The sequence below is a fragment of the Castellaniella ginsengisoli genome, assembly GCF_040955415.1.
Lineage (GTDB): Bacteria > Pseudomonadota > Gammaproteobacteria > Burkholderiales > Burkholderiaceae_B > Castellaniella > Castellaniella ginsengisoli.
In genome coordinates, this window is sequence record NZ_CP158257.1 from 2911638 (window position 1) to 2937616 (window position 25979).

Here is a 25979-nt window from a genome sequence, read left to right on the forward strand (position 1 = left end):
AGAGGCAGCAACGGCTTATTCGGCAGAGTCATCCACCTGGAAGGAAACCGGACGCGCCGGGACGACGGTAGAGATGGCGTGCTTGTAGACCATCTGGGTGACCGTGTTGCGCAGCAGCACGACATATTGGTCGAAGGACTCGACCTGGCCCTGCAGCTTGATCCCGTTGACCAGATAGATCGATACGGGCACGTGATCCTTGCGCAAGGCGTTCAGGAAGGGGTCTTGGAGAATTTGCCCTTTGTTGCTCATGGACGGGGCTCCGGTTATTGAAGTTATGGTGGAGGGTCTATTTTAATGCGTTTCGATATGGATGCATTGCAGCGCCGCCGCCGCTGGCTCAGGCCCGCAGCAGCGCGCCCAACGCATCGCACAGACGCCGGCATTGCTCTGGCGTGCCGACGGTGATGCGCAGGTACTGATCGATACGCGGCGCGCGGAAATGCCGCACCAGGATGCCGCTCTCGCGCAAGCCGGCCGCAATGCGCGCGGCATCATGGTCCGGATGGCGTGCAAAGACGAAATTGGTCCGCGAAGGCAGCACGTGAAAGCCCAAGGCCCGCAGATCCAGCGCCAGTTGCTCGCGGGCGTCGATGACGGCCTGCCGGGTACGGTCGAACCAGGCGTCGTCTTCGATGGCCGCCTGGGCGCCCGCCAGGGCCACGCGGTCCATGGGATAGGAGTTGAAACTGTCTTTGACGCGCACCAGGCCGGCGATCAGATCGGCGTGGCCCAATGCGTAGCCTACCCGCAGGCCGGCCAGCGAGCGGGATTTGGACAGGGTATGGATCACCAGGATATTGGGAAACCGGCCGATGAGGGCCGCCGCCGATTCAGCGCCGAAATCGACGTAGGCTTCGTCCACCACCACGGCGCTGTCGGGCCGCGCCTGCGCGATGGCGGCGATCTCGTCCAGGGACAGCACGCGGCCGGTGGGAGCGTTCGGATTGGCGAAGATGATCCCGGCGGGTTCGGGATCGGCCGGGCCGGTGTAGTCCGCCACGCGCAGGATGAAGGCTTCGTCCAACGGAATCAGCCGGTGCGGCACGTCGTACAGGCGGCAGTAGGTCTTGTAGAAACTATAGGTGACGTCGGGCAGCCACAGGGGCCGGCCGCCCCGCAGGAACAGCCCGTTGAAGACATGCGCCAGGATTTCGTCGGAGCCGTTGCCCAGGAACACCTGATCGGCCGCCAGGCCGAAACGGCCTGCGATCGTGCCGCGCAGCGCCAGCGCCTGGTAGTCGGGATACAGGCGCATGTCGTCGGTCAGGGCGGCGCGCATGGCCTCGATCGCCCGGGGCGAAGGCCCATACGGGTTTTCGTTGGTGTTGAGCTTCAGCAGGTTCGGAATGTGGGCCTGCTCGCCCGGCACATAAGGCACCAGACCGGCGATGTGATCGCTCCAGAGCGTGCTCACGACTCGTCCTTCAGATAGGGGTTGTGCGAGGTTTTGAATTCCACCGAGAGGGGCGTTCCGGCCAGCTTGAAGGCCTCGCGGAACTGCCCTTCGAGATAGCGGCGATAGGAGTCCGGCACGGCGTCCAGGGCGTTGCCGTGGATGATGATGCGCGGCGGATTCTGCCCGCCCTGGTGAGCATAGCGCATCTTGGGCCGGAAGATCCCCTTGCGCGGCGGCGGCTGCTGCTCGACGGCCGCTTGCAGCGTGCGGGTCAGTTTGGGCGTGGAGAGTTTGGCAAAGGCCGCGGCGTGCGCGGCATCCACGGCCTTGAGCACGGGGCCGACCCCCTGCCCTTTCAGGGCGGATAGGTTCAGCACACGGGCGAACGACAGAAAACGCAGCTTGCGTTCGTATTCACGCTGCACCCACTCACGCTGCTCGCGGTCTATCGCGTCCCATTTGTTCAAGCCCACCACCAGGGCGCGACCCGTCTCGGTGATGAAGCCGGCGATGTGCGCATCCTGGTCGGAAATGCCGTCGCTGGCATCGATCAACAGCAGCACGACATTGGCGGCCTCGATGGCCTGCAGCGTCTTGATGACCGAGAATTTCTCCACCGTCTCGAAGACCTTGCCGCGGCGGCGCAGGCCGGCGGTGTCGATCAGCGTGTAGCGGCGATCACCGCGCTCGAATTCGATCTCGATCGCATCGCGCGTGGTGCCTGGCAGATCGTAGGCAATGACGCGCTCTTCACCCACAAGCGTGTTGATGAGCGTGGATTTGCCGACGTTCGGCCGGCCGGCAATGGCGAGCTTGATGCGATGGTCGGGCGCCCCCTCTTCGCCCGCCGCGCCGGAATCCGGACCGTCCGCTTCGGCGGCCTGCTCGGCCAGCAGCGGAGCGAGCGCCTCGTCGGCCAGCGCCGACACGCCGTCGCCGTGCGCCGCCGAGATCGGATGCGGCTCGCCCAGCCCCAACTCATGGAATTGGGCCAGCCCGGCATGATCGCGCATGCCCTCGGCCTTGTTGACGGCCAGCAGCACGCGCTGACCCGACTTGCGCAGCAGGCGGGCGATTTCGTGGTCGTGGGCATTGATGCCCTCGCGCCCGTCCACCAGGAAGATCACGACGTCGGATTCGGCGATGGCCTGGGCCGTCTGGCGCGCCATCTCGACCAGGATCCCGCGTGTGGCGACAGGCTCGAAACCGCCGGTATCCACCACGATGTAGGGGTAGTCGCCCACCCGCCCCTCGCCATAATGGCGGTCGCGGGTCAGCCCGGAGATGTTCGCCACCAGCGCCGCGCGTGAACGCGTCAGGCGGTTGAACAGGGTCGATTTGCCGACGTTCGTGCGCCCGACCAGGGCCACGACCGGCTTGAAGCGCGTATCAGCCACCGACACCCACCAGGATCAGCTTGCCATCGCCCGTCTGGACGATCACGCCGCGCGCGGTGGGCACCAGGGCGGACACGACCGCCCCCCCGCCCACCTGCAGTCGGGCCATCAAGGCGCCATCGGCGCGCGACAGGAAGTGCACGTAGCCTTCATGGTCGCCCACGGCCACGGCGTTGCCCACCGGCACGGGGGCGCCCAGGCGCCGGTTCAGCAGCGCCGCCTGCTTCCAGGCCTCATGGCCGTCCCGCAGGTCCAGCGCACGGACCGTGTCGCGCGCATCCGCCAGATAGAGGCGCTGGCCATCGGTGTTCATGCCGGTCGCGGAGGACACTTCCTGGGACCAGACGGCGCGGCCGCCCTGGGACACATCGAAGCAGGTCGTGCGGCCCTGGTAGCTGACACCGCACAGCAGGGGGCCGACGATCACGGGCGCGCCCACCACGTCGGTGATGCGTTCGAGGTCGGACGCACCGCGCGAGGTGGAGACGGAGCCTTCCCAGCGCACGGCGCCGGAGGCCGCATCGATTACCATCAGGCGGCCGTTGGGCATGCCGGCGATCAGCAGATTGGGCACCGACAGCATGCGGATGCTGGTGCGCAGCGCCAGGGCGGGGCCGGGGCGCTGCACATTCCAGCGCAGCTTGCCGGTGGCCGCATCGAAAGCCTGAATACGATAATCAGTGGTGCGCACCGCGACGATGCCGTTGCCCACGGCAGGCGGCACATTGATGGCGCTGGCCGCCTGGCTGCGCCAGAGCTCGCGGCCCTGGGCGTCGTAGGCCACGACCCCGCCGGACTGGGTGGCTACGGCAACCACGCGCCCATCGCTGCCGGCGCCGGCCGACAACGGGCCCGCATCGACGCGCCAGCGCAGCGCGCCCGAGGCGGCGTCCAGCGCCGCCACGGTGCCCGAGGGGGTCGCCGCATACAAAGTATCGCCCACCAGTTCGGGAGAAAAGCCGTAACCGCCTCCGCTGCCGATCGAGGCCGACCAGCGTGCCGACACCGCCAGCGAGGGCGTGTAGTCGGTCAGCGGCGCGGGATCGAAGCGGGCGTCGGTTTGAGAAAACAGGCCGCAGCCGGACAAGCCGGCGGCGAGCAGGCCGATGAGCGCCGCGCGAAACAGGCGGGAGGAGGATCGCATAGGGGTCAGGCTCCGTTCAGGGCATCGATTTTCAACTGGACGATCTGGGCGGCGGGATCTGCGCCCAGAGACGTGAGCGCTTCTTTCCAGGCCTGGACGGCCTGTTCGTGCCGACCCTGGGCGGCGAGGATGTCGCCGCGCCGGTCTGCATACAGGCCGTCGAAACCGGCGGGCGGCGTGCCCTCGAGCTGGGCCAGGGCGGGTTCGTACTGCTGCTGGGCCAGAAGCACGCCCGCCAGGCGCAGGCGGGCCACGGCCTGCAGCGCCGGCGCCGATTGGTTGCCCGCCAGCCATTCAAGCTGCTCGCGCGCACCGTCCAGATCCTTGCGCTCCTGCAAAGCCCAGGCCGCCACCAGCACGCCGCGCGAGGCATAGCCCGAGCCGGCATAGCCGTCCCGCAATGCTTCGCTGGCCGCCTTGATGCGGGCCACGGCGTCTTCGCCCGGCTGGGCGGCGGCGGATTCGAGGGCTTCGTAGTAGCCCATGGCCTGGCTGGCCTGATGCGTCTGGTACCACTGCCAGCCGCGCCAACCGGCAAAGGCGGCCATCACGGCGAAGATCAGGGCCATGGTAAGCGTGCCGTAGCGCTCCCACCAGGCCTTCAGCGCGTCGATTTTTTCCTGTTCTTCGAGATCGTATGCCATGCCTGTATTCAGATCCTTTGTTGGAGTTGTGCGGCCAACTGGTCAAAAGCGACCGATTCCTGCTGTCCGTCCCCGGCTGCGCCCGAGCGCAGCCATTTCACGCTGGCCCGGCCCGACGCCAGTTCGTCTTCGCCGATGACGACGGCGGCCACGGCACCGCTGGCGTCGGCCCGGCGAAACTGTGATTTAAACCCAGCCGAACCGGCGTGGACAAGTGCCCGCAGCCCGGCATCGCGCAACGCCTCGGCGAGCTGCGCCGCACGCCGCTGCGCGGCATCGCCCTGGTGAACCAGATAGACCTGGCATTCGGCCGGGGCCTGGCCCGGCGCATCCTGCTGCCAGAGATCGAGCAGGCGTTCCATGCCGATGGCGAAACCCACCGCCGGCGCGGGCTTGCCGCCCAGCAGTTCGATCAGGCCGTCGTAGCGGCCGCCGCCGCAGACAGTCCCCTGGGCCCCCAGCCGGTCCGTGACCCACTCGAAGACCGTCAGGTTGTAATAGTCCAGCCCGCGCACCAAGCGCGGGTTCAGAGTGTAGGCGATTCCGGCATCGTCCAGACGGTCGCACAGACCGCGGTAGTGGGCCAGCGACGCCTCGCCCAGGAAATCGAACAGGCGCGGCGCACTGTTGGCCATGTCCTGCATGGCGGGATTCTTGGTGTCCAGCACGCGCAGCGGATTGGTGTGCATGCGGCGGCGGGCTTCTTCATCGAGGACGTCGACGTGCTTTTCCAGGTGCGCGATGAGGGCAGCGCGGTGGGCGGCGCGCTCGTGCGCCTGACCCAGGGAATTGAGTTCCAGGCGGATATCCTTCAATCCAAGCAGGCGCCACAGGCGCGCCAGCATCAGGATCAGCTCGGCGTCGACGTCCGGCCCGGGGAAGCCCAGGGCTTCGACGTCGATCTGGTGGAACTGGCGATAGCGGCCGCGCTGGGGACGCTCGTGCCGGAACACCGGCCCCATGGCGTAGACGCGGCGCGGCCGGTCATAGAGAAAATTGTGCTCGATGGCCGAACGCACGATGCCGGCGGTGAACTCGGGCCGCATCGTCAGGCGTTCGTCATTCAGCGGATCGACGAAAGAATACATTTCTTTTTCGACGATGTCGGTGACCTCGCCGATACCGCGCGCGAACAGCCGGGTGTGTTCCAGCACCGGGGTGCGCAGGTTCTGATAGCCGTAACCGGCCAGCCAGTCGCGCACGATGGATTCGAGCCGCTCCCAGCGCGCCGTCTCCGGCGGCAAGGCATCCTTCATGCCGGTCAGGCCGGCGACTTTCTTGAATTCGGACATGGATCTCAGTGGGTATGGCGCGCCACGACACCGGGCCGGCGCGCGGGCTCGGCGCCCTGCTCCCGCCCGTAGCGGCGGGCAACGTAATTTTCGACGATGGCCTGGAATTCTTCGGCGATGGCGTCGCCCTTGAGCGTCACCGTCCGCTGGCCATCCACATAGACGGGCGCGGATGGAACCTCGCCCGTGCCCGGCAGGCTGATGCCGATGTCGGCGTGGCGACTCTCGCCGGGGCCGTTGACGACGCAGCCCATGACGGCCACGTGCATGTTCTCGACCCCCGGGTATTGCGTCTTCCAGACCGGCATCTGTGCGCGCAGGAAGGCCTGGATGCTGGCGGCCAGTTCCTGAAATACCGTGCTGCTGGTACGCCCGCAGCCCGGGCAGGCCACCACCATGGGCGTGAAGGCCCGCAGGCCCATGGTTTGCAGGATTTCCTGGGCGACGACGACCTCGCGGCTGCGGTCGCCGCCGGGCTCGGGCGTCAGCGAAATGCGGATCGTATCGCCGATCCCTTCCTGGAGCAGCACCGCCAGGGCGGCCGTGGAGGCTACGATCCCCTTGGAGCCCATGCCGGCCTCGGTCAGGCCCAGGTGCAGCGGGTAATCGCAGCGGCGCGACAGATCCCGATAGACGGCGATCAGATCCTGGACGTGGCTGACCTTGCAGGACAACACGATGGCGTCGCCGCGCAGGCCCAGCTCCTGGGCGCGTTCGGCGTTGCTGATGGCCGAAACCACCAGCGCCTCGCGCATCACGGCGTTGGCCGCCAGAGGGTCGGGCCGCGAGGCGTTCTCGTCCATCATCCGCGCCAGCAATTCGTGGTCCAGGCTGCCCCAGTTCACGCCGATGCGGATCGGCTTGTCGTAGCGGCAGGCCACCTCGATCATCTGCGCGAAATTGTCGTCGCGGCGCTTGCCGCCCCCCATGTTGCCGGGATTGATGCGGTATTTCGACAAGGCCTGGGCGCAGTCCGGAAATTGGGTCAGCAGCTTGTGCCCGTTGTAGTGGAAGTCCCCCACCAGAGGCACCGGCACGTTCATGCGGTCCAGCGCCTCGCGCAGCGCGGCGACCTGGGCGGCGGCCTCAGGGGTATTGACGGTGATGCGCACCAGTTCGGAGCCGGCCTGCCAAAGCTCGCGCACCTGCCGCGCGGTGGCCTGCGGGTCGGCCGTGTCGGTGTTGGTCATGGACTGAACCACGACCGGGGCGCCTGCGCCCACCCGCACCACATGCCCCCCCCAGCGCACGGCGACGGCGCGGGTCGGCCGGCGGGGCGCGGCGGCCGGAACGGAATTCACGGAACCGGGAGTCATTGACGCAAAGCCTTCAGCCAATCGAATCGCAGCCATTCTTCAGGCACCCAACCCCGGTTGATCGCATACACGCCGATCACGCAGAAAAGCAGCAGGATCAGCAACAGCCAGGCCCAGGTGCGGTGGGCCGGCTCGCCCTTGGGTGTCATGTCGGCCTGTTGCAGGGCGCGCCGGGCGCCCAGAGAGGTGACGGCCGGCCGGGGTCGGGTCGGGCCGACCGCATCGTCGAGCAGCTTCAGGGCGGCATCGACGTCGGTTTCCAGAAAGCGGGCGTAGTTGCGCACCAGCCCCCGCAGCGGCACGCCCTCCGGCAGCCGCGACCAGTCGCAGGCTTCGAGATGCCCCAACTGGACGGCGGAGTACTTGATGCGCGCGGAAACTTCGGACAGCGACAGGCCGCGCGTCTCGCGCATGGCTTTCAGCGCATCGCCCAGCGTCAGCTCCTGGCCTTGGGCCGCATCCTGACGCCGCAGCCCATCGGGGAAGGTTTCGCTCATCCATGCTCCTTTTTGCGTATGACGATCCTGGCCCGGTCGGGCAGGCGTTCGGTGATGCGAGTCCGGTCGCGGACTTCCCCCGCCAACTGGCCGCAAGCGGCGTCGATATCGTCGCCGCGCGTCTTGCGTACCGTCACCACCAGCCCCGCATCGATCAGCCGCTGGGAAAACAGGCGGATGCGTGCCGCAGGAGAGCGCCGCAGGCCGGACTGCGGGAAGGGGTTGAAGGGGATCAGATTGAACTTGCAGCGCACCCGCTTCGCCACTTCGATCAACTGGCGCGCGTGCTCGTCGGCATCGTTCACACCGTCGAGCATAATATATTCGAAGGTGATGAAATCCCGCGGCGCGTGTTCCAGGTAGCGGTTGCAGGCGTCCAGCAATTCGTCGAGCGGATGCTTGCGGTTCAGCGGCACCAGGCGGTCGCGCAGCTCATCGTTGGGCGCATGCAGCGAGACCGCCAGCGCCACCGGGCAGTCTTGAGACAGCCGGTCCATCATGGGCACCACGCCGGACGTGGAAACGGTCACGCGGCGGCGCGACAAACCATAGGCGTGGTCGTCCAGCATCAGGCGCAGGGCGCCCAGGACCTGGTCGTAGTTCAGCAAGGGTTCGCCCATGCCCATCATGACCACGTTGCTGACGGCCCGGTCGGCTTCGCCAGCCGGGGCGCCCAGCCGCGCGGCCGCCGGGTCGTCGCGCAGCGCGCGATTGGCGTACCAGAGCTGGCCGACGATTTCAGCGGTGGTCAGGTTGCGGCTGAAGCCTTGGTAGCCCGTGGAGCAGAACGGACAGGCCACGGTGCAGCCGGCCTGGCTGGAAATGCACAACGTGCCACGGTCGTCTTCCGGGATGAACACGGTTTCGATGGCATTGCCCAGCCCCATGTCGAACAGCCACTTGCGCGTGCCGTCGGCGGAGCGCTTTTCGAGATTCAGGGGAGGCGCCTGGACGACGCAATGGCTCTGCAGGCTGGCACGGAAATCCTTGGCCAGATCGCTCATGTCCTGGAACCGGTCGACGCCGCGCTGATGCACCCACTGTGAAAGCTGGCGCGCGCGAAACGGCTTGCCGCCCCATTGCGCCACGAGCGATTCGAGGGAGGCCGGGTCCAGACCCAGGACGTTGATGGTTTCGGCGCCAGACATGGGGAAGTTCAACCTGTGGCGGCCCGGCCTGAGCCGGGGCCGCGCCGCGATCAGCGGCTGTGGATGTTGCTTTCGGGAAAGAAGAAGGCGATCTCGACGGCAGCCGTTTCCGGCGCGTCGGAGCCGTGCACCGCATTGGCGTCGATGCTCTCGGCGAAGTCGGCGCGGATCGTGCCCGGCTCGGCCTTCTTGGGGTCGGTCGCGCCCATCAGCTCGCGGTTCTTGGCGATGGCCGATTCGCCTTCCAGCACCTGGACGAACACCGGGCCCGAAATCATGAACTCGACCAGATCCTTGAAGAAAGGACGCTCTTTGTGCACGGCATAGAAGCGTTCGGCGTCGCCGCGGGAAAGCTGGCGCAGTTGAGCGGCCACGACGGTCAGGCCGGCATTTTCGAAGCGGGCGACGATCTGGCCGATGACGTTCTTGGCGACAGCATCGGGCTTGATGATGGAGAGGGTGCGTTCAATAGCCATGGAAATTTCCGGTAGGAATGGAAAACGGGGTTTTCCGATGTAAATGTAGAATGACACCGCCGCAGCCGTCCCGAAAACCGGGCCGGCAATTGGGTCTTGTGGTCAACCGTGCATTTTACCATGCGCAGTTTTCGTCCCAAGCGCCTAAAATGGTCGTCTTTTGGCCGTCAGCCTTCTTTTCAATCCCAGAAAACCCCATGAGCGATTCCGCCTCCCCTTCCCTGCCCAAAAGTTTCGAACCCCAGGATATCGAGTCACGCTGGTATGACGAGTGGAATCGCCGCGGCCTGTTCGCCGCAGGCCGGCATGTCGAGCCCGCCGAGGGCCGGCAAACAGCGCCCTTCGCCATCCAGTTCCCACCGCCCAACGTTACCGGCACCCTGCATATGGGGCACGCCTTCAACCAGACGATCATGGACGGCCTGATCCGCCACCACCGCATGCGCGGCGACGACACGGTCTTCATCCCCGGCACGGATCATGCGGGGATCGCCACCCAGATCGTCGTGGAACGCCAACTGGATGCCGAAGGCATTTCGCGCCACGACCTGGGGCGCGAGAAGTTCCTGGAGCGGGTCTGGGCCTGGAAGGAGCAATCCGGCAGCACCATCACCGGCCAGTTCCGCCGCCTGGGTTCGTCCTGCGACTGGACGCGCGAATACTTCACCATGGATGAACGCCTGTCGCGCGGCGTGGTCGAGGTCTTCGTACGCCTGTACGAGCAGGGCCTGATTTACCGAGGCAAGCGTCTGGTGAACTGGGATCCGGTCCTGGGGACGGCCGTGTCCGACCTGGAGGTCGTCAGCACCGAGGAAGACGGCCACATGTGGGAAATCCGCTATCCGCTGGCGGCGCCAGAAGGCGGGCTGACGCACCTGGTCGTGGCCACCACCCGGCCGGAAACCATGCTGGGCGACGTCGCCGTGATGGTGCATCCCGAAGACGAGCGCTACGCCCACCTGATCGGCCGCAGCGTCATCCTGCCCCTGGTGGGTCGGGAGATCCCCGTCATCGCCGACGACTACGTGGACCGCGCATTCGGCACCGGCGTGGTCAAGGTCACGCCCGCGCACGATTTCAACGACTATGCCGTCGGCCAGCGCCATGGCTTGGACATGATCAGCGTGCTGACGCTGGACGCGAAGATCAGCGGCGAGGCGCCCGAGGCCTACCGGGGCCTGGACCGTTTCGAGGCCCGCAAGCGCATCGTCGCCGACCTGGAATCGCAAGGCCTGCTGCAGCAGGTGCGCGCCCACAAGCTCATGGTGCCGCGCGGCGACCGCACCAATAGCGTCATCGAACCGATGCTCACCGACCAGTGGTTCGTGGCGATGAGCAAGCCCGCGCCCGCTGACAGCCTGCATCCCGGCCAGAGCATCACCCAGGTGGCGCTGGACGTGGTGGCCGACGGCCGCGTGAAGTTCGTTCCTGAAAACTGGACCACCACCTACAACCAGTGGCTGGAAAAGATCCAGGACTGGTGCATTTCCCGCCAGCTTTGGTGGGGTCACCAGATCCCCGCATGGCACGCGCCCGATGGCCGCATTTTCGTCGCCCGCAGCGCACAGGACGCCGAACGCCAGGCGCGCGCCGCCGGCGTGGACGGGCCGCTTGTGCGCGACCCGGACGTGCTCGACACCTGGTTCTCCTCGGCCCTGGTGCCCTTCACCGATCTGGGCTGGCCCGACAAGACCCCCGATCTCGCGCGCTACCTGCCCTCGGGCGTGCTGGTCACGGGCTTCGACATCATCTTCTTCTGGGTGGCGCGCATGATCATGATGAGCATGCACCACACCGGCGAGGTGCCCTTCCGCACGGTCTACGTCCATGGCCTGGTCTGCGACATGGAAGGCAAGAAGATGTCCAAGTCCAAGGGCAATACCATCGATCCAGTCGACCTGATCGACGGCATCGCCCTGGACCCGCTGGTCGCCAAGCGCACCGCCGGCCTGATGAACCCGAAGCAGGCCGATGCGATCCGCAAGCGCACCCGCAAGGACTATCCCGACGGCATCCCCGCCTACGGCGCCGACGCCCTGCGCTTCACCATGGCGGCCTACGCCACGCTGGGGCGCAACATCAACTTCGACCTGAAACGCTGCGAAGGCTACCGGAATTTCTGCAACAAACTCTGGAACGCCACGCGTTTCGTGCTGATGAACGTGGAAGGTCAAGACCTGGGCCAAGCGCGCCCCGGGGATCTGTCCTTCGCCGACCGCTGGATCATCGACGGCCTGCAGCGCCTGATCGACGAAGTCGACGCCGGTTTTGCGCAATACCGCTTCGACCAGGTGGCGGACCGCCTGTATCACTTCATCTGGGACGAATACTGCGACTGGTACGTGGAACTGGCCAAGGTCCGCCTGCAGTCGGACGACGCCGTGCAGCAGGCCGCCACCCGCCGCACCCTGATCCACGTGCTGGAGACCCTGCTGCGCCTGATCCACCCGATCATGCCCTTCATCACCGAAGAACTCTGGCAAAAAGTCTCGGTGGCTGCCGGCGTGCGCGCCGCCGATGCGCCTGCCAGCATCAGTGTGCAACCCTGGCCGGTCGCCCGCGACGACCTGCGCGATGCGGCTGCGACCGAGCGCATGGCCACGCTGAAATCGCTGACCGACGCGATCCGCGCCCTGCGCGGTGAAATGAGCCTGGCCCCAGGGCAGCGCGTACCGCTGCTGATCCAGGGCTCAGAGCCAGGGCTGGACGAGCTGACCCCCTACTTGATGGCGCTGGCGCGCCTGGAAAGCGTCCAGGCCGTGGATCAACTGCCGGATCTGGGCGCCCCCGTTCAGGTCGTCGGCACCACGCAGTTGATGCTGCACGTGGAAATCGACCTGGACGCCGAACGCGCCCGCCTGGACAAGGAAATCGACCGGCTGGAGAAGGAAATCGCCAAGGCCTCCGGCAAGCTGTCGAACGCCAGTTTCGTCGAACGCGCCCCGGCGGCGGTGGTCGAACAGGAAAAGGCGCGCCTGGCCCAGTTCGGCGAAACGCTGGAACGCGTCCGGGCGCAGCGGCGGAAGCTGTAAGAGGCCGGCGCCCGGAATCCCGGGCGCGGCAACCTGGAAAGCCGCGCCCGGGGGTTCGCTCAGCCCCGGGATTTCAGCGGGCAGGTATTGATGCCCAGCACGGCGTACAGCGGGCAGAAGCGGAACAGGGACGTGGCCACGGCCACCAGGCCCAGCCACCCCCACCAGCCGATCGTGCCGTTGGCGGCCAGCACGATGAGAACGAGGCCGAGGATGAGGCGCACGATACGGTCGATCGTGCCGATGTTGATTTTCATGAAGGCTCCTTCGTCAGGGGGGGCCGCGCGGACGCGGCGGAAACAGCATCCCGGAACCGGCGGTTCCAGGGCATGCGCATCAGAACGCGGGCCAGGCCGCAAAATCCGGACAGCCCCGCGAAGATCAGGCCGCCGCCGACGAAGCCCGGCAGCAGCAGAAACCACGGCGACAGCCACGCCCCGGCGGCCGTTCCCGCGAGCACCAGGCCGCCCGCCACGATCTGCACCTGGCGGGACAGTTCCAGGGGCTGGCCAGGATCGGCCTGAACAGGCAGCCCGGCGCGCTTCCAGGCATCCAGGCCACCGTCGAGGATATAGGCTTCGCCCGCCGCGCACGCCGCAAGCGTCGCCGCCCCCAGGCGGGTGCGATTCCCCGAGCGGCAATAAAACATCACGGCTCCCTTGGGCGGCAACCCGGTGCGGTCGCCCCTGGCCAGGCGTTCCAGCGGAATGCTGCAGGCCTGCGCAATACGCTCCCGGGCGAACTCATCCGACGAACGGACATCGACCAGGATGACGCCTTGCGCCAGGCGCTCGCGTACGGCTTCGGGGGTCAGGATATGGATATTCATGCTTCGTCTCCGCAAAACCTGCGTCAGGGGCAGAAAATCTGCTTCAGGGTCGCGATCAGCCGCTCCACGTCGGGATTGGCGATGCGGTAATACAAGGTCTGCGACTCGCGCCGGTAGGCCACCAGACCTTCGTCGCGCATGCGGGCCAAATGCTGGGACAGCGCCGATTGGCTAAGCGGCAACCGCTCCCGCAAAGCCCCTACGGGCAGTTCTCCCCATTCGATCAGCAGGCACAGGATCAGCAGCCGGTGCGCATTGCCCACCGCCCGCAGCAACCCCGCCGCGCGGGCCGCACCCGCCTGCATGAAATCCTGCATCTGCTCTTCTTTTAGCATTTTCGGCAAGGCGGTTCCTTGTTTTATATCATCATTTACTAATTTAGCTTTTACTGAATTACTAAGCAAGACAGCCCCCCAGGAACAACGCGGGGGCGCTGACCCGAGAGGGCTGTGGCGAAGGAGACCGGACCGGAGCGGGCGCGAAAAGGCCTCGCCTTATCCGATCAGAATGTCGAGGCGCAATGCCCGCCGCTGGGGGCCACGCCCGAGCCCGCCGCAATCAGGGGCGGCTCGGCGCGCACATTGATCGGCGCGCTGTGCATCCAGTCCCAGGCGAAAAAGGCCGCGAACGCAACCCAGAAGCAGACGGCCAGAAAGCGAAAACGCATGGCGGCTCCTTAGAAAGCGTAGCGGCGGCGCACGCGCACGCCGATCAGCGAACCCAGGAAGGCCATGGGCACCCAGATCCAGCCGTGCAGACTGCCGGTGGAGATGCCGCTGACCATGGCGCCGATGTTGCAGCCAAAAGCCAGCCGCGAACTGTAGCCCAGCAACAGACCCGCCGTCAGGCCCACGGCCCACTGCGTGCCGGTCATGGGTTTGGCGGCGGCGGCCGGCTTGCCCGCTGCGATCCACAGGGCGCCCGCCAGGATGCCGATGTTGGTGATCGAGGTCACGTCCAGGAAGACCGATTGCGCCAGCGTCGCCGCGTTGACCGGTTCGCTCCAGAACGCATTGGCCGCAGGATCGAACAGATGAGCGGCCGAGGCCAGCTTGGCCGCCCACAGGCCAAAGCCATAGACAATGCCCCAGGGCTGGCCGGCAATCACCAGGTTCAGCGCTGCCAGCGCCGCCAGCAGCACGGCGCCCCACAGCAGCTTGCGGTTCCACAACGGCGCCGCGCGCCCTGTCCAACGCACCACGCCGATCCCGACCAAGGCCAGGCCCGCCAGCGTCAGCAGCAGCGCGGCGGGCGCGCCGAAATGCGTCACCAGGCCATAGGGCGGCAAGGCGCCCAGGGCCAGCCAGCGATCCAGTGTGGCCGAGCCCAGGAAGCTGCCGATGGCGAACAGCGGCAGGATCGCCATATTGAGGGGAATGCCCAGACCTGCCTTGTACAGCGTGCCCGAGCCGCAGCCATCGGCAACCTGCATGCAGGCGCCGAAAACGAAGGCGCCCACGATCAGGCTGATGCTGGGCGGCCCCAGGGCGGCCCCGAGATCGGTCGGATAGGCGGCCAGCAGGGGCATGGAGACGGCCGCCGCAATCGCCAGCAAGACCAGTTGCGCCAGCACCCCGGATGGGTCGCGCTGCTCGATCAGCCGCCGCCAGCCGGTGGTGAAGCCGAAGCGTGCGCCCGCCAGCACCGCGCCCAGACCGATGCCGACCAGGAACAGCAGCGCCTGGCGCAAGGCGACCGACCAGGCAAGAAACAGGCAGAAGGCGGCCATCAGGACCGCGAGCGGAAATCGTTTCATGGATCAGTTCAACCGAACACGCCCTTCAGCTTGTCCAGGATCTGGCTGCCCCGGCCCGGGACATGTTCCATCGGCAGATCTGGATTCTGGGACCACTCGGCCATCGACTCAGGATAGAGCCGGACATTTTTCTGGCCGACGATTTCCGACAGCGCGAACCAGTCGGTGGCGGCCCAATGGCCGGTGTTGCAAAACGAGATCGTCTCGGATTTCGCATCGGGCAGGAGTTCGGCCGCGATCTTGCGAGCCTCGTCCGCCGAGACGAAGATCGAGGTGCCGGGCTTGAACCAACGGCCGTTCTCCACGTTGACCGCGCCCTGGATCGTCCCGGGCACCTGGGCCGTCGGCGCCTTGACTTTGCCCAGGTAGAAATCCAGCGGACGGGCATCCACCAGTTGGACTTGGGGATTGCCGACCTGCGCGGCCACCTGCTCGGTGGTGGCGATGATGGCGTCGTCCAGCGTCGGCTCGAAGGCCGTGGCGGCCACTGTCGGCGCCGCCTGATCCTGCGGCAGGCCGGCGTCGGCCCAGGCCTTCACCCCGCCATTCAGGATGGACAGGTTTTCCAGGCCCAGGTATTTCAAAGTCCAGTACACCCGCGCCGACGCGCCGAAATCGGTGCCGTCCGCCCCCGAAGAAACCACCACCGCATGGGTGCCCCGGTCGACACCGAGACTGCGCACCAATTGCGTCAGCGTATCCAGCGGCGGCAACTGGCCGGGATTATTTGCCGGACCGCGCCACCGGGCGTAGGGCGCCGAGACCGCGCCGGGGATGTGCCCGGCGACGTAGGCGTCCGGCGGACGGATATCGATCACCCGCACGGCGGGTTGCTGGCGCGCGGCGTCGAGCTCGGCGGGCGTCAGCAAAGGCTGGGCCGACCAGGCGGCGGCGGATGCGCCGAAAGCGAGGAAAAAGACCCCCAGGCGGGCGGACAAGAATTTCATGGCGATGCCTCTGAGTGAATGCGATGTGGCGACTGTTCATTCTCCCAGATTTGTTCGACCGGCCGGCGATTCTTATAAAACCTGCCGTTATATAGAATGCCCGGCGCGGCCGCCGCCGGCCCGGCTTCAGGCCCGCAGCGGCCCCGCCAGATTGGCGGGAATGACCTGGATCACCCGGGCGGCGCTGTCGGTTGCGGCGGCCAGGGCTTCCATGGGCGCGGCACCCCCGGCCCAGGCATGGACGAAGGCGGAGGCAAACGCATCGCCCGCGCCGATGGTGGACTGCGGCGCCACGATCCGCGCGGGATGGAAATGGGCGTGTTCTCCGTCATGGAACAGGGCGCCGCCCTGCCCCAGCGTCACCAGAACGGATTGACCAGGCCGGCGCAACAGCCTGCGGGCGAGGTCCCGGGCCACATCGAGCGCGGGCGCATCGGTATCCAGTGCCGCATCCCCGCACAACCGGGCGGCCTCGCGCGCATTGACGCACAAGAGATCGGCCCGATCCCACAGGCCGCGCAAAGCCTGGGGATCCGCCAACTGGCGCGCTCCGGGCGTCACCACCAGCCGGGGGCGCGAAGCGGCCATGCGCGCCAGCGCGAGCTCCAGCCAGGCCTGGGACTCCAGGGAAAGGCCCGTGACGTAGACCACATCGGCCATCTCCAGCCCCGGAAAACCTTGTTCTCCGACCCAGGCGCTGGCGCCGCGCTGCGCGTAGGCGCGCGCCGCGCCGGTCTCATCGACCATCACCACGGCCTTGCCGGTCGGCAGCGCATGATCGGGAATGGCGGTCTGAATGCCATGGCGCCGCAACAAGTCGCGCAGCAGATCGCCCTCCAGGTCGCGGCCGACGCACGCATGGATGGTCACGCGGGCGCCGCGCGCCGCCATGTTCAGTGCGGCGTTCACCGCGCCGCCGCCCGCGTACAGGCCGATGTGATCCACGTCCTGTTTGGCGGCGCGCATGGGCAGGACGCGGGATACGACGATGTCGACGATCGCCGCGCCGATCGTGGTGAATTGCATGATCGATCCGTTCGCAGAAAACATATTCAAGGACTCAGCACCTCCATCACCCAGTCCGCGAAGACGCGCACGCGCCGGGGCGGATGACGGAAGTGGGGGAACAACAGATTAACCGGCATCGGCGGGGGCAGGAAGTCCGGCAGGACGGCCACCAGGTCTGACGAACGCCGGACCACCGACGGCGGCGCCTGGATCAGGCCAAGCCCCGCCCGGCAAGCGGCCTGATAGGCGGCGCTGTTGTCCACGGTGATCCGGGATCGCATCGACACCCGGACGGTGCGGCCGGCGCCGGCGTCCAGGTACTCGAACTGCGCCGGCCCGTCGGACGGATTGGGGCGGTAGTCCACCAGCCAATGCCGCGCCAGGTCGTCAGGGCTGCCCGGGCTGCCGTACGCGCGCACGTAGTCGCGGCTGGCGAAATTTCCCAGCCGCAGTGCGCCCAGGGGGCGGCAGGCGAGCGATTCATCGACCACCGCGCCGACCCGGATGATGCAGTCGAGCCCTTCGGCGATCATGTCGGCGCGTCGGTCCGAACTGGAGATCTCGATCAGCAAGGCGGGATGGCACGCCAGGAACTCTGGCAGCCGCGCCATCACCGCGCCTGCGGACATGCCCAAGGGCATGCCGACCCGCAGGCGTCCGTCCAGCGGGCCGTCCGGACGGTGGAAGAAACCGCCCAGTTCATCCAGGCTGTCGAGCACAGGCACGCACCGCTCCAGGAAAGCCCGTCCGTCTCCGGTCAGACCGACCCGCCGCGTCGTTCGCTGCAGAAGCCGGGCACCCAGCCTTTTTTCCAGACGCTGGACCGCCGTGGACACTGTGGCGCGCGGCAAGCGGAGCTGTTCCGCCGCCTGGGTAAAACTGCCCAAGGCGGCGACCCGGACGAAAATCCGCAAATCCTCGGCGGTCGGCGTATAGGCGGGCACGGACGCCGCCGCATCGATGCCGGCGGCCCTCGCTTCCCAAAACCGGACATGCTCCTCGGAACGGGGGCCGGAAGAGCCGCCATTGATCGATTCGTTCGACATGTAATGTTGAATAAAACCTATTTATACAATATTTTTAAAACAATATAGTGTCCTCGCCCGGCTGACAAGACCCGGACGGCGTCCGCAGCGCGAAAGGCTGTGCCCGCCTCCTCTTCCTCTAAACGGAGAACCGCATGAATCCCTCGACAACGCCCCCCTCCACGACTCATCCCCTCGCTTTCATCACCGGCGGCAGCCGGGGCCTGGGGCGCGCCTCGGCCCTGCACCTGGCCCGGGCAGGATGGGACATCATCCTGAGCTACCGGTCCCGCGAGGATCTGGCCCGAGAAGTCGTCACGGAAATCCAAGCGCTGGGCCGCAAGGCGGCCGCCCTGCCGCTGGACACCCGCCGGACGGCCGGATTTCCCGCCCTGGCCGCCTCTCTCCCGGGCCTGCTGCACGATACTTTCGGCCGGGACCGCCTCGACGCGCTGGTGAACAATGCCGGCACAGGCGCCGACGCGGCATTCCTGGACACGACCGAAGCGCAGTTTGACCAGATGATGAACGAGCACCTGAAAGGCGTGTTCTTCCTGACACAGGCGCTGGCGCCGCTGCTGGCCGACGGCGCCCGCATTCTCAACGTATCCAGCGGCCTGACCCGGTTCACGTTTCCCGGCAAGGCGGCCTACGCCGTGATGAAGGGCGGAGTCGAAGTGCTGACGCGCTATCTGGCCAAAGAACTGGGCTCGCGAGGCATCCGCGTCAATGTCCTGGCTCCGGGCGCCATCGCCACCGACTTCGGCGGCGGCATCGTGCGCGACGACCCGCAAGTCGGCGCTGCCATTGCCGGCAGCACGGCCCTGGGCCGGGTCGGCGAGGCGGACGATATCGGCGGCGCCGTCGCGGCGTTGCTGGCGCCGGGCAGCGCCTGGATCAACGGCCAGCGGATCGAGGCCTCGGGCGGCATGTTGCTGTGACGCGGCACCGGCCGTGCGGCCGGTGCCGGTCCAGGGATCTCTATCCAGGGGTTCCCCTGACTACAATACCGGATTCCCCCCCTTCAAACCTTTCATGCCTCAAGCACCCATCTCCGGCTCCGTCCGCGCCGGCGCCGGCCTGGTGATCTTCGCCCTGGCGATCGGCGCCTTCGCCATCGGCACCACAGAGTTCGCCACCATGAGCCTGCTGCCCTATTTCGCGCAGGATCTGGGAATCGACGCACCCACGGCGGGGCGCGTCATCAGCGCCTACGCCCTGGGTGTGGTGGTGGGCGCCCCGTTGCTGACCGTATTGGCGGCGCGCATGGCGCGGCGCACCCTGCTGGTGGCGTTGATGGGCGTGTTTGCACTATTCAACGGCCTGTGCGCCTTCGCCCCCAGCTATGAGTGGCTGCTGGCGCTGCGCTTTCTGAGCGGCCTGCCCCATGGCGCCTACTTCGGCATCGGCGCGCTGATGGCTGTGTCGCTGGTGCCGCACGACAAACGCAATCAGGCGGTGGGCCGCATGTTCCTGGGGCTGACGGTGGCCACCATCGTCGGCGTGCCTTTCGCCAACTGGCTGGGCCATGCGCTGGACTGGCGCTGGGGCTTCGCGTTGGTGAGCCTTGCCGGCCTGCTGACCATGGGGCTGGTCGCCTGGCTGGCGCCGTACAGTCCGCCCGAATCGGGGGCCAGTCCCTGGCGCGAACTCGGCGCCCTGCGTCAACCGCAGGTCTGGCTGACCCTGGCGGTGGGCGCCATCGGCTTTGGCGGCCTGTTCGCCGTCTACACCTATCTGGCCGATGTGCTGCTGGAAGTCACCGGTGTGGCCCCCGACGCGGTTCCGCCGGTGCTGGCGGTCTTCGGCGTCGGCCTGACCGTGGGCAACATCCTGGTGCCCTGGCTGGCCGACCGGGCCCCGATGCCGACGGCGGCGGGGCTGCTGCTCTGGAGCGCCGCCATGACGGCGCTTTTCCCCCTGGCCGCCGGAAACGTCTGGACCCTGTCGGCCAACGTCTTTTTCATCGGCTTCAGCGGTGCGCTGGGCACGATTCTGCAGACCCGGCTGATGGATGTCGCGCGGCACGCCCAGGGACTGGCCGCCGCGCTGAACCATTCCGCCTTCAATTTCGCCAACGCGCTGGGGCCGCTGCTGGGCGGCATGGCCATTGCCCACGGCTACGGATGGACCTCGCCCGGCTGGGTCGGCACCGGCCTGGCGCTGGCCGGCCTGGCAACCCTAGGCCTGTCGGTATGGATGAGTCCGGACACCGATCAGTCCCCTGCGGACTGATCGGTGCCTGACGAATCGGAGCGCCTTGCAAGGCGCGACGTGGATCATCAGCCCTGAATCTTGTCCTGAGTGCGGGTGTCGAAGTCCGACGCGTCGTGACGCTCCCAAAGCTGTTCGGCGGGATCTCCCGACGTCCGGTTCACCATCCGTCCGCGCCGCACCGCCGGGCGCTCGCCAACGGCGCACGCCCAGCGCAATACGTGGCGGTAGTCTGCGGCTGACAGAAACTCCGCCGCCCCATAGACATGGTTCAGCAGCAACCCGCCATACCAGGGCCAGATCGCCATATCGGCAATGGTGTAGTCCGATCCCGCCACGAATTCATGCTCAGCCAGGCGCTTGTCGAGCACATCCAACTGGCGTTTGGTTTCCATGGCGAAACGATTGATGGCGTACTCGATCTTCACGGGGGCATAGGCGTAGAAATGGCCGAAACCTCCTCCCACGTAAGGCGCACTGCCCACTTGCCAGAACAGCCAGGACAGGCATTCGGCGCGGGCCGCCGGGTCGGCGGGCAGAAACGCGCCGAATTTTTCCGCCAAGTAAGTCAGGATCGCGCCCGACTCGAAAACGCGGACGGGCGCCGGGCCGCTACGGTCCATCAGCGCGGGAATCTTGGAATTGGGATTGACGTCGACGAAGCCGCTGCCGAACTGGTCGCCTTCGCCGATACGGATCAGCCAGGCGTCATATTCCGCCCCGGCATGCCCCTGCGCGAGCAGTTCTTCCAGCAGGATGGTGACTTTGACCCCATTGGGCGTCCCCTGGGAATAAAGCTGCAGCGGATGGCGCCCGACGGGCAACTCGCGCTCGTGCGTCGGCCCCGATACGGGGCGGTTGATGTTGGCGAACCGGCCGCCGCTGGGCTGATCCCAGGTCCAGACCTTGGGCGGCTGGTATTCGGGCGTCTGACTCATGCTGCATGCTCCTGAGAGGAAGGCAAAAGTGTCTACGGTACCAGCATCGGCCGGCGCTGTGAACCTTCCCGGCCGCGGGCCACGCCCAAAGCGGGAATGCTGGACGAACACAGGGTTCCGGCCCTATGATGGGCCGGAATGATTGAACCTTCAAAGGAGAAGCGGATGGGCATCATCAGCATGATTGTCGTCGGGTTCATCGTCGGCCTGATCGCGCGCGCAGTCATGCCCGGCGACCAGAAGCTGGGCTTCATCCTGACCACGATCCTGGGGATCATCGGCTCCATCGTGGCCGGCTACCTGGGGGCGGCGCTGGGCTTTTACGAGGCCGGCCAGGGCGCGGGCTGGATCGGTTCCATCATCGGCGCATTGATCGTGCTGGGCGTGTACGGGTTCATCGCCAAACGCGCCTGAGCCTTCGCCCGCAAGCCGGGCCTGGGCAAACCGGGCCTAGTAGTGTGGCGGCCGCTCATCGGCGGCCGCGTCCAGACCCGGGGTTGCGCCGGCGGCGAGTTGCTGGCGCAAGGCCAGCAGCTCGCGCGCCAGGGATTCGATCTGCTGCTGCTGGCGAAAAACCGTCCGGTTCAACTGATCCAGCAGATCGTCGGCATACGCCGACTTGACCTCCAGATCGATCATGCGCTTTTCCAGCGTGGCGGGATCAGTGCCGGCTTCTTCCATCGTTCGGTGTCCTGTCTTGGTTGCGGAGCTCAGGCGGCGCCCCGGGCCAGGAAATCGGCCAGCAGGCCGGCCACGACCCGGGTGGCGCCGCGCAAGTCCTCCAGCATAACGTGTTCATCGGCCTGCTTGGCGCGCGATTCCATGACGGTGCGCGGGCCCGCGCCGTACATGACGGTGGGCACGCCATGCTCGGCGTACAGTCGCGCATCGGCATACAGGGGCGTGCCCACGGCCGGGATGTCTTCGCCGAACACCGCACGGGCATGCGCCTGGAGACTGGCCGCCAGTTTCTCATGCCCAGGCAGCGGCCGCAGGGCGCGCGCCAGCAGGATGCGCCGGATATCGACGGAGATCCCCGGCAGGCCGTCCACGGCGGCTGCGACGAAACCCCGCACCTCGGCCTCGACGGCTGCCGGGTCTTCCTCCGGGATCAGGCGGCGGTCCATCTTCAACACCACCCTGCCCGGCACCACATTGGTGTTGGTGCCGCCGTCGATGCGGCCCACGATCATGGTCGGATGAGTAATGCCGGCGATCCCCGACTCGATGCCGTCGAGCGCATCGGCCCGGCGATAGATCTCATCCAGGATGCGGCTGGCCGCCCTAAGCGCGTCATGCCCGGTCTTGGGCGCCGAGCCATGCGTGGCCCGGCCGTTGACGATGAGCTCGAATTGCAGGCAGCCGTTGTGCGCCGTGATCACGGCGTAGCTGAAGCCGGCGCAGACCGCGAAGTCCGGCTTCGTCAGGCCGCGTTCCAGCAGCCAGCCCGGGCCCTTGAGCCCGCCGAATTCCTCATCGTAGGTGAAATGCAGCTCGACGGCGCCCCGCAGGGGGGCGCCGCTGGCCTCCAGCGCGCGCACGGCATGCAGATAGGTCGTGAAATCGCTCTTGGACACGGCCGAGGCGCGGCCATAGAGGCGCCCGCCGGAGACTTCTCCACCATAAGGATCGCGGCTCCAGCCGTCGCCCGGCGGCACCACATCGCCATGCGCGTTGAGGGCCAGCACGGGGCCGTCCGCGCCATAGCGGCGGCGCACGATCAGATTGGTGATGCTGCGCATTCCGTAGGCCCGCATTTCCGCTTCCGGTACGGCATGGCGCTCGACCTCCCAACCCCAGCCTTCAAGAAGGGTGGCCACGATCTCGGCGTGCGGCGCGTTGTCGCCCGGCGGCGTGTCGGTGGGCACGGCGACCAGGCGCTGCAACAACGCCACCTGTTCGTCGAAGTGCTCGTCCACCCAGGCATGCAGGGCGGCATACAAAGCGGAAGAGGAGGCAGACCGGGGCATCGTCAACGCGCCAGGCGCCCCCAGATGCGCACACGGCTGATGCCGCCGTCGGGAAACATATTGACGCGCACGTGCGAGACCGGACCCACCGGCCGGATGGCCGCGCCTTCGAAGAAATGCTGCTTGTCCATTTCGGTCTTCTGCTCGCCCAGCAATTCGGGCCAGAACATGGCCTGGGTCACCAGGGACTGATCGGTCGATTCGGTCACCAGGGCCCCCTGCACCGATACGCGATCGGGATAGTTGCCCTTGAAGTGCGCCGTGTCGATCTCGATCTTCTCGACGACGACAGGATGGCCGAGTTCCAGGATCAGCCAGTCGTAGCCGGGCTCGCGGCGGCGGCGGGTTTCCCAGCCGTCGCCCATGTTGACGCCGCGGCCCGCCTTGATCACGCTGGTGGGCATGCCGAAGTGCGCGTCGCTGTAGGCGACCACGCGCCCGCCGCTGGCCAGTCCCGACACTTCGTAGAGCGCATCCGGGTCGCGCCGGTTCCAGTCGCAGGCCGGCTGGCCGTAGACGCGCAGGCGGGCCACCCCGCCGTCCGGAAAGATGTTCACGCGCAGATGGGTCCAGACACGGTCGTCGTCGATCTCGACGAAATGATGCGCATTGCCCTGCAGCGACCGTGCGGCGACGAGTTCGATCCACTCGGTGCCGGCGTCGGGATCGCCGGCGCAGAACGCGGCCTGGATGGACGCGGCGGGCGGAAAGTTGCCGGTGAAGTGGCTCGTGTTGATGTCCAGGCCCTTGATCGTGCCCGGCAGGCCGAGCTTGACGATGGCATGGTCATGGCCGCCGTTGCGGCGGCGCCGGGTTTCCCAGCCGTCCATCCACTTGCCGTGGTCGTCGAACTTGCCGACGATGAAGACGGGCTCCGCATCCTGCAGCATGCGCTGCGCCGGGGCGAAGAACTCGTCCGAGCAGGACAATACCTGGGCGCCCAGGCTTTCGCTGGCGAGATTCAGGTGGCGGGTGGCAAAGACGGGCAGATCGACCGCCGGGGCGTCGATGACGGTGCCGACAGGCAGGTTGAGAGAGGCCATGGGGATCAATAATTCCAGATAATAGGGATCAGGCGGGCTTGTAGGGGTGTTCCTTGACCCAGTGCCGGGCAATGTCGGCGCGGGTGGCGATCCAGACACGATCATGCTTCTGGACGTGATCCAGGAAGCGCTGCAGGCCGGCGAAGCGGCCCGGCCGTCCGATCAGGCGGCAGTGCAGGCCGACCGACATCATCTTGGGCGCGGTCTCGCCTTCGGCGTAGAGTACGTCGAAGGCATCGCGCAGATAGGTGAAGAAATGATCGGCGGTGTTAAAGCCCTGCGGCGAGGCGAAGCGCATGTCGTTCGTGTCCAGGGTGTAGGGCACGATGAGCTGCGGATGAATCTTGCCGTTGCCCAGGTCCACCTCGGTCCAGAACGGCAGGTCGTCGCCGTAGTAGTCGGCGTCGTACAGAAACTGGCCTTCTTCCGCGACGATGCGCAGGGTGTTGGGGCTGTCGCGCCCGGTGTACCAGCCGTCGGGATGGCGGCCCAGCAGTTTCGTGACGATCTCCACGCAACGCTGGAAATGTTCGCGCTCGATGTCCTCGGGCACGGACTGATAATGGATCCAGCGGTAGCCGTGGCAGGCGATCTCATGGCCCAGCTCGACGAAAGCGCGCGCCACTTCGGGATTGCGCTCCAGCGCCATGCCCACGCCGAAGACCGTCAGCGGCAGGCCGCGGCGCTCGAATTCGCGCAGGATGCGCCAGACGCCCGCGCGGGAACCGTACTCGTAGATGGACTCCATCGACAGGTGACGCTCGGGATAAGCCGCCGCGCCGATGATCTCGGACAGGAACTGCTCCGAGCCCTGATCGCCGTGCAGCACGCAATTCTCGCCGCCTTCCTCATAGTTGACGACGAACTGCACCGCCACGCGGGCCTGACCCGGCCAGTTGGCCTGTGGCGGCGTGCGGCCATAGCCGGCCAGATCACGGGGATAGTGCTTGTCGGTCATGCGGTGTCTCCTGAGGAATGAAATCAGATCGAAGGGGTCAAGGCGTGGTGCCGGCGCGGGTGCCGAAGCCCGGCGCCGGTGTCCGGTACGGCATCCATCCGTTGCTCGCAGTCCTTGAGGTGGTGATCCATGGCGTCGCGCGCGCCCGGGGCGTCGCGGCCCGCGATGCAGTCCAGAATATCGCGGTGCTCCAGATACGAGCAGGTGCTGTCCTCGGGGGCATCCCCCAGGGCGATGATCAACGTCGTGCGGGCGCACAGGCCGGCCAGCATTTCCGTCAGCACGTGGTTGTCCAGCAGGCGGGCAAGCTCGACGTGAAAGGCGTTGGACAAGCGCAGCCAACTGATGCGGTCGCCCTGCTCGAAAGCGCGCTGCTCGCGGTCCACCATTTCGCGCAGAGGCGCCAGGCGGTCGGCCACGTCGTCCAGCGCCGTCAGCATGTCGATCACGACGCCCTCCAGCGCGCGGCGCATGGCGAACACGTCGTGCACCTCTTTGGGCGTGGCCTGCCAGACAGTGGCGCCGCGATTGGGTTCGATCGCCACGAGTTTGTCGTGCGCCAGCCGGGCCAGCGCCGCCCGCACCGTGCCGCGCGAGCAATCGAAGGCCGCGCACAGCGCGGATTCGGTCAGTTTGGCGCCCGGCAACAGGCGGCGATCCATGGCCGCGTCGAAGATTTCCCCGTAGACACGATCCACGTCCGAGGGAGCGCCGGCCGGCAGGGGACCGCGCAAAGTCGAGGCGCGAGGCGCCTTCAGATCCTGGGTGGCGCGGACAGGCTTCAATCGGAGCATGGCCATAGGTGAAAACGACAGGTTGGATTGAGGACGAAAATTGTTGACAATTATTGTGTATCAAGACAGAATCGTCAACACAAATTGTTGACAATGATTTGTCCACGATCATCCGTACCCATCCTGCCCCGAAATCCGCCGGTTCGCCCGGC

At 66.9% G+C, this 25979-nt stretch carries 28 protein-coding genes; 4 read left to right on the top strand and 24 right to left on the bottom strand.

Annotation, left to right across the window (positions count from 1 at the left end):
* Positions 1-15 precede the first annotated feature (15 nt).
* The 10 genes from hfq to ndk all read right to left on the bottom strand — a co-directional run bounded on the left by hfq (position 16) and on the right by ndk (position 9313).
* Positions 16-252 (bottom strand): RNA chaperone Hfq, encoded by a 237-nt coding sequence (hfq, locus tag ABRZ00_RS13830; protein WP_043681925.1) that lies wholly within the window; start codon positions 250-252, stop codon positions 16-18.
* Positions 253-340: 88 nt separating this feature from the next.
* Positions 341-1417 (bottom strand): histidinol-phosphate transaminase, encoded by a 1077-nt coding sequence (gene hisC, locus ABRZ00_RS13835; RefSeq protein WP_368641570.1) that lies wholly within the window; start codon positions 1415-1417, stop codon positions 341-343.
* Positions 1414-2796, bottom strand: a complete 1383-nt coding sequence (der, locus tag ABRZ00_RS13840; RefSeq protein ID WP_368641569.1) for a ribosome biogenesis GTPase Der — start codon at positions 2794-2796, stop codon at positions 1414-1416. The genes hisC and der overlap by 4 nt, the downstream gene beginning before the upstream one ends.
* Positions 2789-3940, bottom strand: coding sequence for an outer membrane protein assembly factor BamB (gene bamB / locus ABRZ00_RS13845; RefSeq protein WP_368641568.1), 1152 nt, complete (start codon positions 3938-3940; stop codon positions 2789-2791). The genes der and bamB overlap by 8 nt, the downstream gene beginning before the upstream one ends.
* A 5-nt stretch (positions 3941-3945) precedes the next feature.
* On the bottom strand, positions 3946-4584 hold the full coding sequence (locus ABRZ00_RS13850; RefSeq protein WP_343835461.1) for a tetratricopeptide repeat protein: 639 nt from the start codon (positions 4582-4584) through the stop codon (positions 3946-3948).
* 8 nt (positions 4585-4592) lie between these two features.
* The gene (gene hisS / locus ABRZ00_RS13855) at positions 4593-5876 is read right to left on the bottom strand and encodes a histidine--tRNA ligase (protein WP_368641567.1); all 1284 of its coding nucleotides are present in this window, start codon (positions 5874-5876) and stop codon (positions 4593-4595) included.
* Between the two features lie 5 nt (positions 5877-5881).
* Positions 5882-7192 carry a flavodoxin-dependent (E)-4-hydroxy-3-methylbut-2-enyl-diphosphate synthase gene (ispG, locus tag ABRZ00_RS13860; protein ID WP_368640687.1) on the bottom strand — a complete coding sequence of 437 codons (1311 nt, stop codon included), beginning with the start codon at positions 7190-7192 and terminating at the stop codon, positions 5882-5884.
* Positions 7189-7689 (bottom strand): helix-turn-helix domain-containing protein, encoded by a 501-nt coding sequence (locus ABRZ00_RS13865; protein ID WP_368641566.1) that lies wholly within the window; start codon positions 7687-7689, stop codon positions 7189-7191. The genes ispG and ABRZ00_RS13865 overlap by 4 nt, the downstream gene beginning before the upstream one ends.
* Complete coding sequence (rlmN, locus tag ABRZ00_RS13870; protein ID WP_368641565.1) at positions 7686-8837, bottom strand: 23S rRNA (adenine(2503)-C(2))-methyltransferase RlmN; 1152 nt, start codon at positions 8835-8837, stop codon at positions 7686-7688. Before rlmN ends, ABRZ00_RS13865 begins: the two co-directional genes overlap by 4 nt.
* Before the next feature lie 50 nt (positions 8838-8887).
* A complete protein-coding gene (gene ndk / locus ABRZ00_RS13875; RefSeq protein WP_368641564.1) occupies positions 8888-9313 on the bottom strand; it encodes a nucleoside-diphosphate kinase in 426 nt (141 codons plus the stop codon).
* A gap of 197 nt (positions 9314-9510) precedes the next feature.
* Here ndk and ABRZ00_RS13880 point away from each other — a divergent pair, with 197 nt between their 5' ends.
* The gene (locus ABRZ00_RS13880; RefSeq protein WP_368641563.1) at positions 9511-12345 is read left to right on the top strand and encodes a valine--tRNA ligase; all 2835 of its coding nucleotides are present in this window, start codon (positions 9511-9513) and stop codon (positions 12343-12345) included.
* A gap of 59 nt (positions 12346-12404) precedes the next feature.
* On the opposite strand, the gene ABRZ00_RS13885 is transcribed toward ABRZ00_RS13880, so the two are convergent.
* From ABRZ00_RS13885 to ABRZ00_RS13920, 8 genes are all read right to left on the bottom strand, one after another.
* A complete protein-coding gene (locus ABRZ00_RS13885) occupies positions 12405-12602 on the bottom strand; it encodes a DUF2892 domain-containing protein (protein WP_343835469.1) in 198 nt (65 codons plus the stop codon).
* Complete coding sequence (locus ABRZ00_RS13890) at positions 12599-13174, bottom strand: rhodanese family protein (RefSeq protein WP_368641562.1); 576 nt, start codon at positions 13172-13174, stop codon at positions 12599-12601. The genes ABRZ00_RS13885 and ABRZ00_RS13890 overlap by 4 nt, the downstream gene beginning before the upstream one ends.
* Before the next feature lie 23 nt (positions 13175-13197).
* Positions 13198-13509, bottom strand: coding sequence for a metalloregulator ArsR/SmtB family transcription factor (locus tag ABRZ00_RS13895; protein ID WP_343835472.1), 312 nt, complete (start codon positions 13507-13509; stop codon positions 13198-13200).
* A gap of 167 nt (positions 13510-13676) precedes the next feature.
* Entirely contained in the window at positions 13677-13841 is a 165-nt protein-coding gene (locus ABRZ00_RS13900; RefSeq protein WP_368641561.1) for a hypothetical protein, read from the bottom strand.
* A gap of 9 nt (positions 13842-13850) precedes the next feature.
* On the bottom strand, positions 13851-14930 hold the full coding sequence (locus tag ABRZ00_RS13905; protein WP_368641560.1) for a YeeE/YedE thiosulfate transporter family protein: 1080 nt from the start codon (positions 14928-14930) through the stop codon (positions 13851-13853).
* Between the two features lie 8 nt (positions 14931-14938).
* The gene (locus ABRZ00_RS13910) at positions 14939-15877 is read right to left on the bottom strand and encodes a sulfurtransferase (protein ID WP_368641559.1); all 939 of its coding nucleotides are present in this window, start codon (positions 15875-15877) and stop codon (positions 14939-14941) included.
* Between the two features lie 126 nt (positions 15878-16003).
* Entirely contained in the window at positions 16004-16903 is a 900-nt protein-coding gene (locus ABRZ00_RS13915) for a carbohydrate kinase family protein (RefSeq protein ID WP_368641558.1), read from the bottom strand.
* 26 nt (positions 16904-16929) lie between these two features.
* Positions 16930-17931: a LysR family transcriptional regulator gene (locus ABRZ00_RS13920; protein WP_368641557.1), complete on the bottom strand. Its 1002-nt coding sequence runs from the start codon at positions 17929-17931 to the stop codon at positions 16930-16932.
* 134 nt (positions 17932-18065) lie between these two features.
* Here ABRZ00_RS13920 and ABRZ00_RS13925 point away from each other — a divergent pair, with 134 nt between their 5' ends.
* Both ABRZ00_RS13925 and ABRZ00_RS13930 read left to right on the top strand, forming a co-directional pair.
* Complete coding sequence (locus ABRZ00_RS13925) at positions 18066-18851, top strand: SDR family NAD(P)-dependent oxidoreductase (protein ID WP_368641556.1); 786 nt, start codon at positions 18066-18068, stop codon at positions 18849-18851.
* Between the two features lie 94 nt (positions 18852-18945).
* On the top strand, positions 18946-20145 hold the full coding sequence (locus ABRZ00_RS13930) for an MFS transporter (protein ID WP_368641555.1): 1200 nt from the start codon (positions 18946-18948) through the stop codon (positions 20143-20145).
* 47 nt (positions 20146-20192) lie between these two features.
* Here the strand turns inward: ABRZ00_RS13930 and yghU are convergent, their stop codons facing one another.
* Complete coding sequence (gene yghU / locus ABRZ00_RS13935) at positions 20193-21062, bottom strand: glutathione-dependent disulfide-bond oxidoreductase (protein ID WP_368641554.1); 870 nt, start codon at positions 21060-21062, stop codon at positions 20193-20195.
* 165 nt (positions 21063-21227) lie between these two features.
* Between yghU and ABRZ00_RS13940 the strand changes: the two genes are divergently transcribed.
* Complete coding sequence (locus tag ABRZ00_RS13940) at positions 21228-21476, top strand: GlsB/YeaQ/YmgE family stress response membrane protein (RefSeq protein ID WP_343835487.1); 249 nt, start codon at positions 21228-21230, stop codon at positions 21474-21476.
* 36 nt (positions 21477-21512) lie between these two features.
* On the opposite strand, the gene ABRZ00_RS13945 is transcribed toward ABRZ00_RS13940, so the two are convergent.
* From ABRZ00_RS13945 to ABRZ00_RS13965, 5 genes are read right to left on the bottom strand one after another with little or no spacing between them, the layout of a single operon-like run.
* The gene (locus tag ABRZ00_RS13945) at positions 21513-21743 is read right to left on the bottom strand and encodes a SlyX family protein (RefSeq protein WP_368641553.1); all 231 of its coding nucleotides are present in this window, start codon (positions 21741-21743) and stop codon (positions 21513-21515) included.
* Between the two features lie 29 nt (positions 21744-21772).
* Positions 21773-23032 (bottom strand): M20/M25/M40 family metallo-hydrolase, encoded by a 1260-nt coding sequence (locus ABRZ00_RS13950; RefSeq protein ID WP_368641552.1) that lies wholly within the window; start codon positions 23030-23032, stop codon positions 21773-21775.
* Positions 23033-23034: 2 nt separating this feature from the next.
* Positions 23035-24075: an allantoicase gene (alc, locus tag ABRZ00_RS13955; protein ID WP_368644343.1), complete on the bottom strand. Its 1041-nt coding sequence runs from the start codon at positions 24073-24075 to the stop codon at positions 23035-23037.
* 28 nt (positions 24076-24103) lie between these two features.
* The gene (puuE, locus tag ABRZ00_RS13960) at positions 24104-25033 is read right to left on the bottom strand and encodes an allantoinase PuuE (protein WP_343835492.1); all 930 of its coding nucleotides are present in this window, start codon (positions 25031-25033) and stop codon (positions 24104-24106) included.
* Between the two features lie 23 nt (positions 25034-25056).
* Complete coding sequence (locus ABRZ00_RS13965) at positions 25057-25833, bottom strand: GntR family transcriptional regulator (RefSeq protein WP_368647771.1); 777 nt, start codon at positions 25831-25833, stop codon at positions 25057-25059.
* Positions 25834-25979: the final 146 nt, after the last annotated feature.

Coding starts and splice junctions, on each gene's coding strand:
- hfq (WP_043681925.1), bottom strand. CDS start 252: ATGAGCAACAAAGGGCAAATTCTCCAAGACCCCTTCCTGAACGCCTTG.
- bamB (WP_368641568.1), bottom strand. CDS start 3,940: ATGCGATCCTCCTCCCGCCTGTTTCGCGCGGCGCTCATCGGCCTGCTC.
- ABRZ00_RS13850 (WP_343835461.1), bottom strand. CDS start 4,584: ATGGCATACGATCTCGAAGAACAGGAAAAAATCGACGCGCTGAAGGCC.
- hisS (WP_368641567.1), bottom strand. CDS start 5,876: ATGTCCGAATTCAAGAAAGTCGCCGGCCTGACCGGCATGAAGGATGCC.
- ispG (WP_368640687.1), bottom strand. CDS start 7,192: ATGACTCCCGGTTCCGTGAATTCCGTTCCGGCCGCCGCGCCCCGCCGG.
- ABRZ00_RS13865 (WP_368641566.1), bottom strand. CDS start 7,689: ATGAGCGAAACCTTCCCCGATGGGCTGCGGCGTCAGGATGCGGCCCAA.
- rlmN (WP_368641565.1), bottom strand. CDS start 8,837: ATGTCTGGCGCCGAAACCATCAACGTCCTGGGTCTGGACCCGGCCTCC.
- ndk (WP_368641564.1), bottom strand. CDS start 9,313: ATGGCTATTGAACGCACCCTCTCCATCATCAAGCCCGATGCTGTCGCC.
- ABRZ00_RS13880 (WP_368641563.1), top strand. CDS start 9,511: ATGAGCGATTCCGCCTCCCCTTCCCTGCCCAAAAGTTTCGAACCCCAG.
- ABRZ00_RS13885 (WP_343835469.1), bottom strand. CDS start 12,602: ATGAAAATCAACATCGGCACGATCGACCGTATCGTGCGCCTCATCCTC.
- ABRZ00_RS13890 (WP_368641562.1), bottom strand. CDS start 13,174: ATGAATATCCATATCCTGACCCCCGAAGCCGTACGCGAGCGCCTGGCG.
- ABRZ00_RS13895 (WP_343835472.1), bottom strand. CDS start 13,509: ATGCTAAAAGAAGAGCAGATGCAGGATTTCATGCAGGCGGGTGCGGCC.
- ABRZ00_RS13900 (WP_368641561.1), bottom strand. CDS start 13,841: ATGCGTTTTCGCTTTCTGGCCGTCTGCTTCTGGGTTGCGTTCGCGGCC.
- ABRZ00_RS13905 (WP_368641560.1), bottom strand. CDS start 14,930: ATGAAACGATTTCCGCTCGCGGTCCTGATGGCCGCCTTCTGCCTGTTT.
- ABRZ00_RS13910 (WP_368641559.1), bottom strand. CDS start 15,877: ATGAAATTCTTGTCCGCCCGCCTGGGGGTCTTTTTCCTCGCTTTCGGC.
- ABRZ00_RS13915 (WP_368641558.1), bottom strand. CDS start 16,903: ATGCAATTCACCACGATCGGCGCGGCGATCGTCGACATCGTCGTATCC.
- ABRZ00_RS13920 (WP_368641557.1), bottom strand. CDS start 17,931: ATGTCGAACGAATCGATCAATGGCGGCTCTTCCGGCCCCCGTTCCGAG.
- ABRZ00_RS13925 (WP_368641556.1), top strand. CDS start 18,066: ATGAATCCCTCGACAACGCCCCCCTCCACGACTCATCCCCTCGCTTTC.
- ABRZ00_RS13930 (WP_368641555.1), top strand. CDS start 18,946: ATGCCTCAAGCACCCATCTCCGGCTCCGTCCGCGCCGGCGCCGGCCTG.
- yghU (WP_368641554.1), bottom strand. CDS start 21,062: ATGAGTCAGACGCCCGAATACCAGCCGCCCAAGGTCTGGACCTGGGAT.
- ABRZ00_RS13940 (WP_343835487.1), top strand. CDS start 21,228: ATGGGCATCATCAGCATGATTGTCGTCGGGTTCATCGTCGGCCTGATC.
- ABRZ00_RS13945 (WP_368641553.1), bottom strand. CDS start 21,743: ATGGAAGAAGCCGGCACTGATCCCGCCACGCTGGAAAAGCGCATGATC.
- ABRZ00_RS13950 (WP_368641552.1), bottom strand. CDS start 23,032: ATGCCCCGGTCTGCCTCCTCTTCCGCTTTGTATGCCGCCCTGCATGCC.
- alc (WP_368644343.1), bottom strand. CDS start 24,075: ATGGCCTCTCTCAACCTGCCTGTCGGCACCGTCATCGACGCCCCGGCG.
- puuE (WP_343835492.1), bottom strand. CDS start 25,033: ATGACCGACAAGCACTATCCCCGTGATCTGGCCGGCTATGGCCGCACG.
- ABRZ00_RS13965 (WP_368647771.1), bottom strand. CDS start 25,833: ATGGCCATGCTCCGATTGAAGCCTGTCCGCGCCACCCAGGATCTGAAG.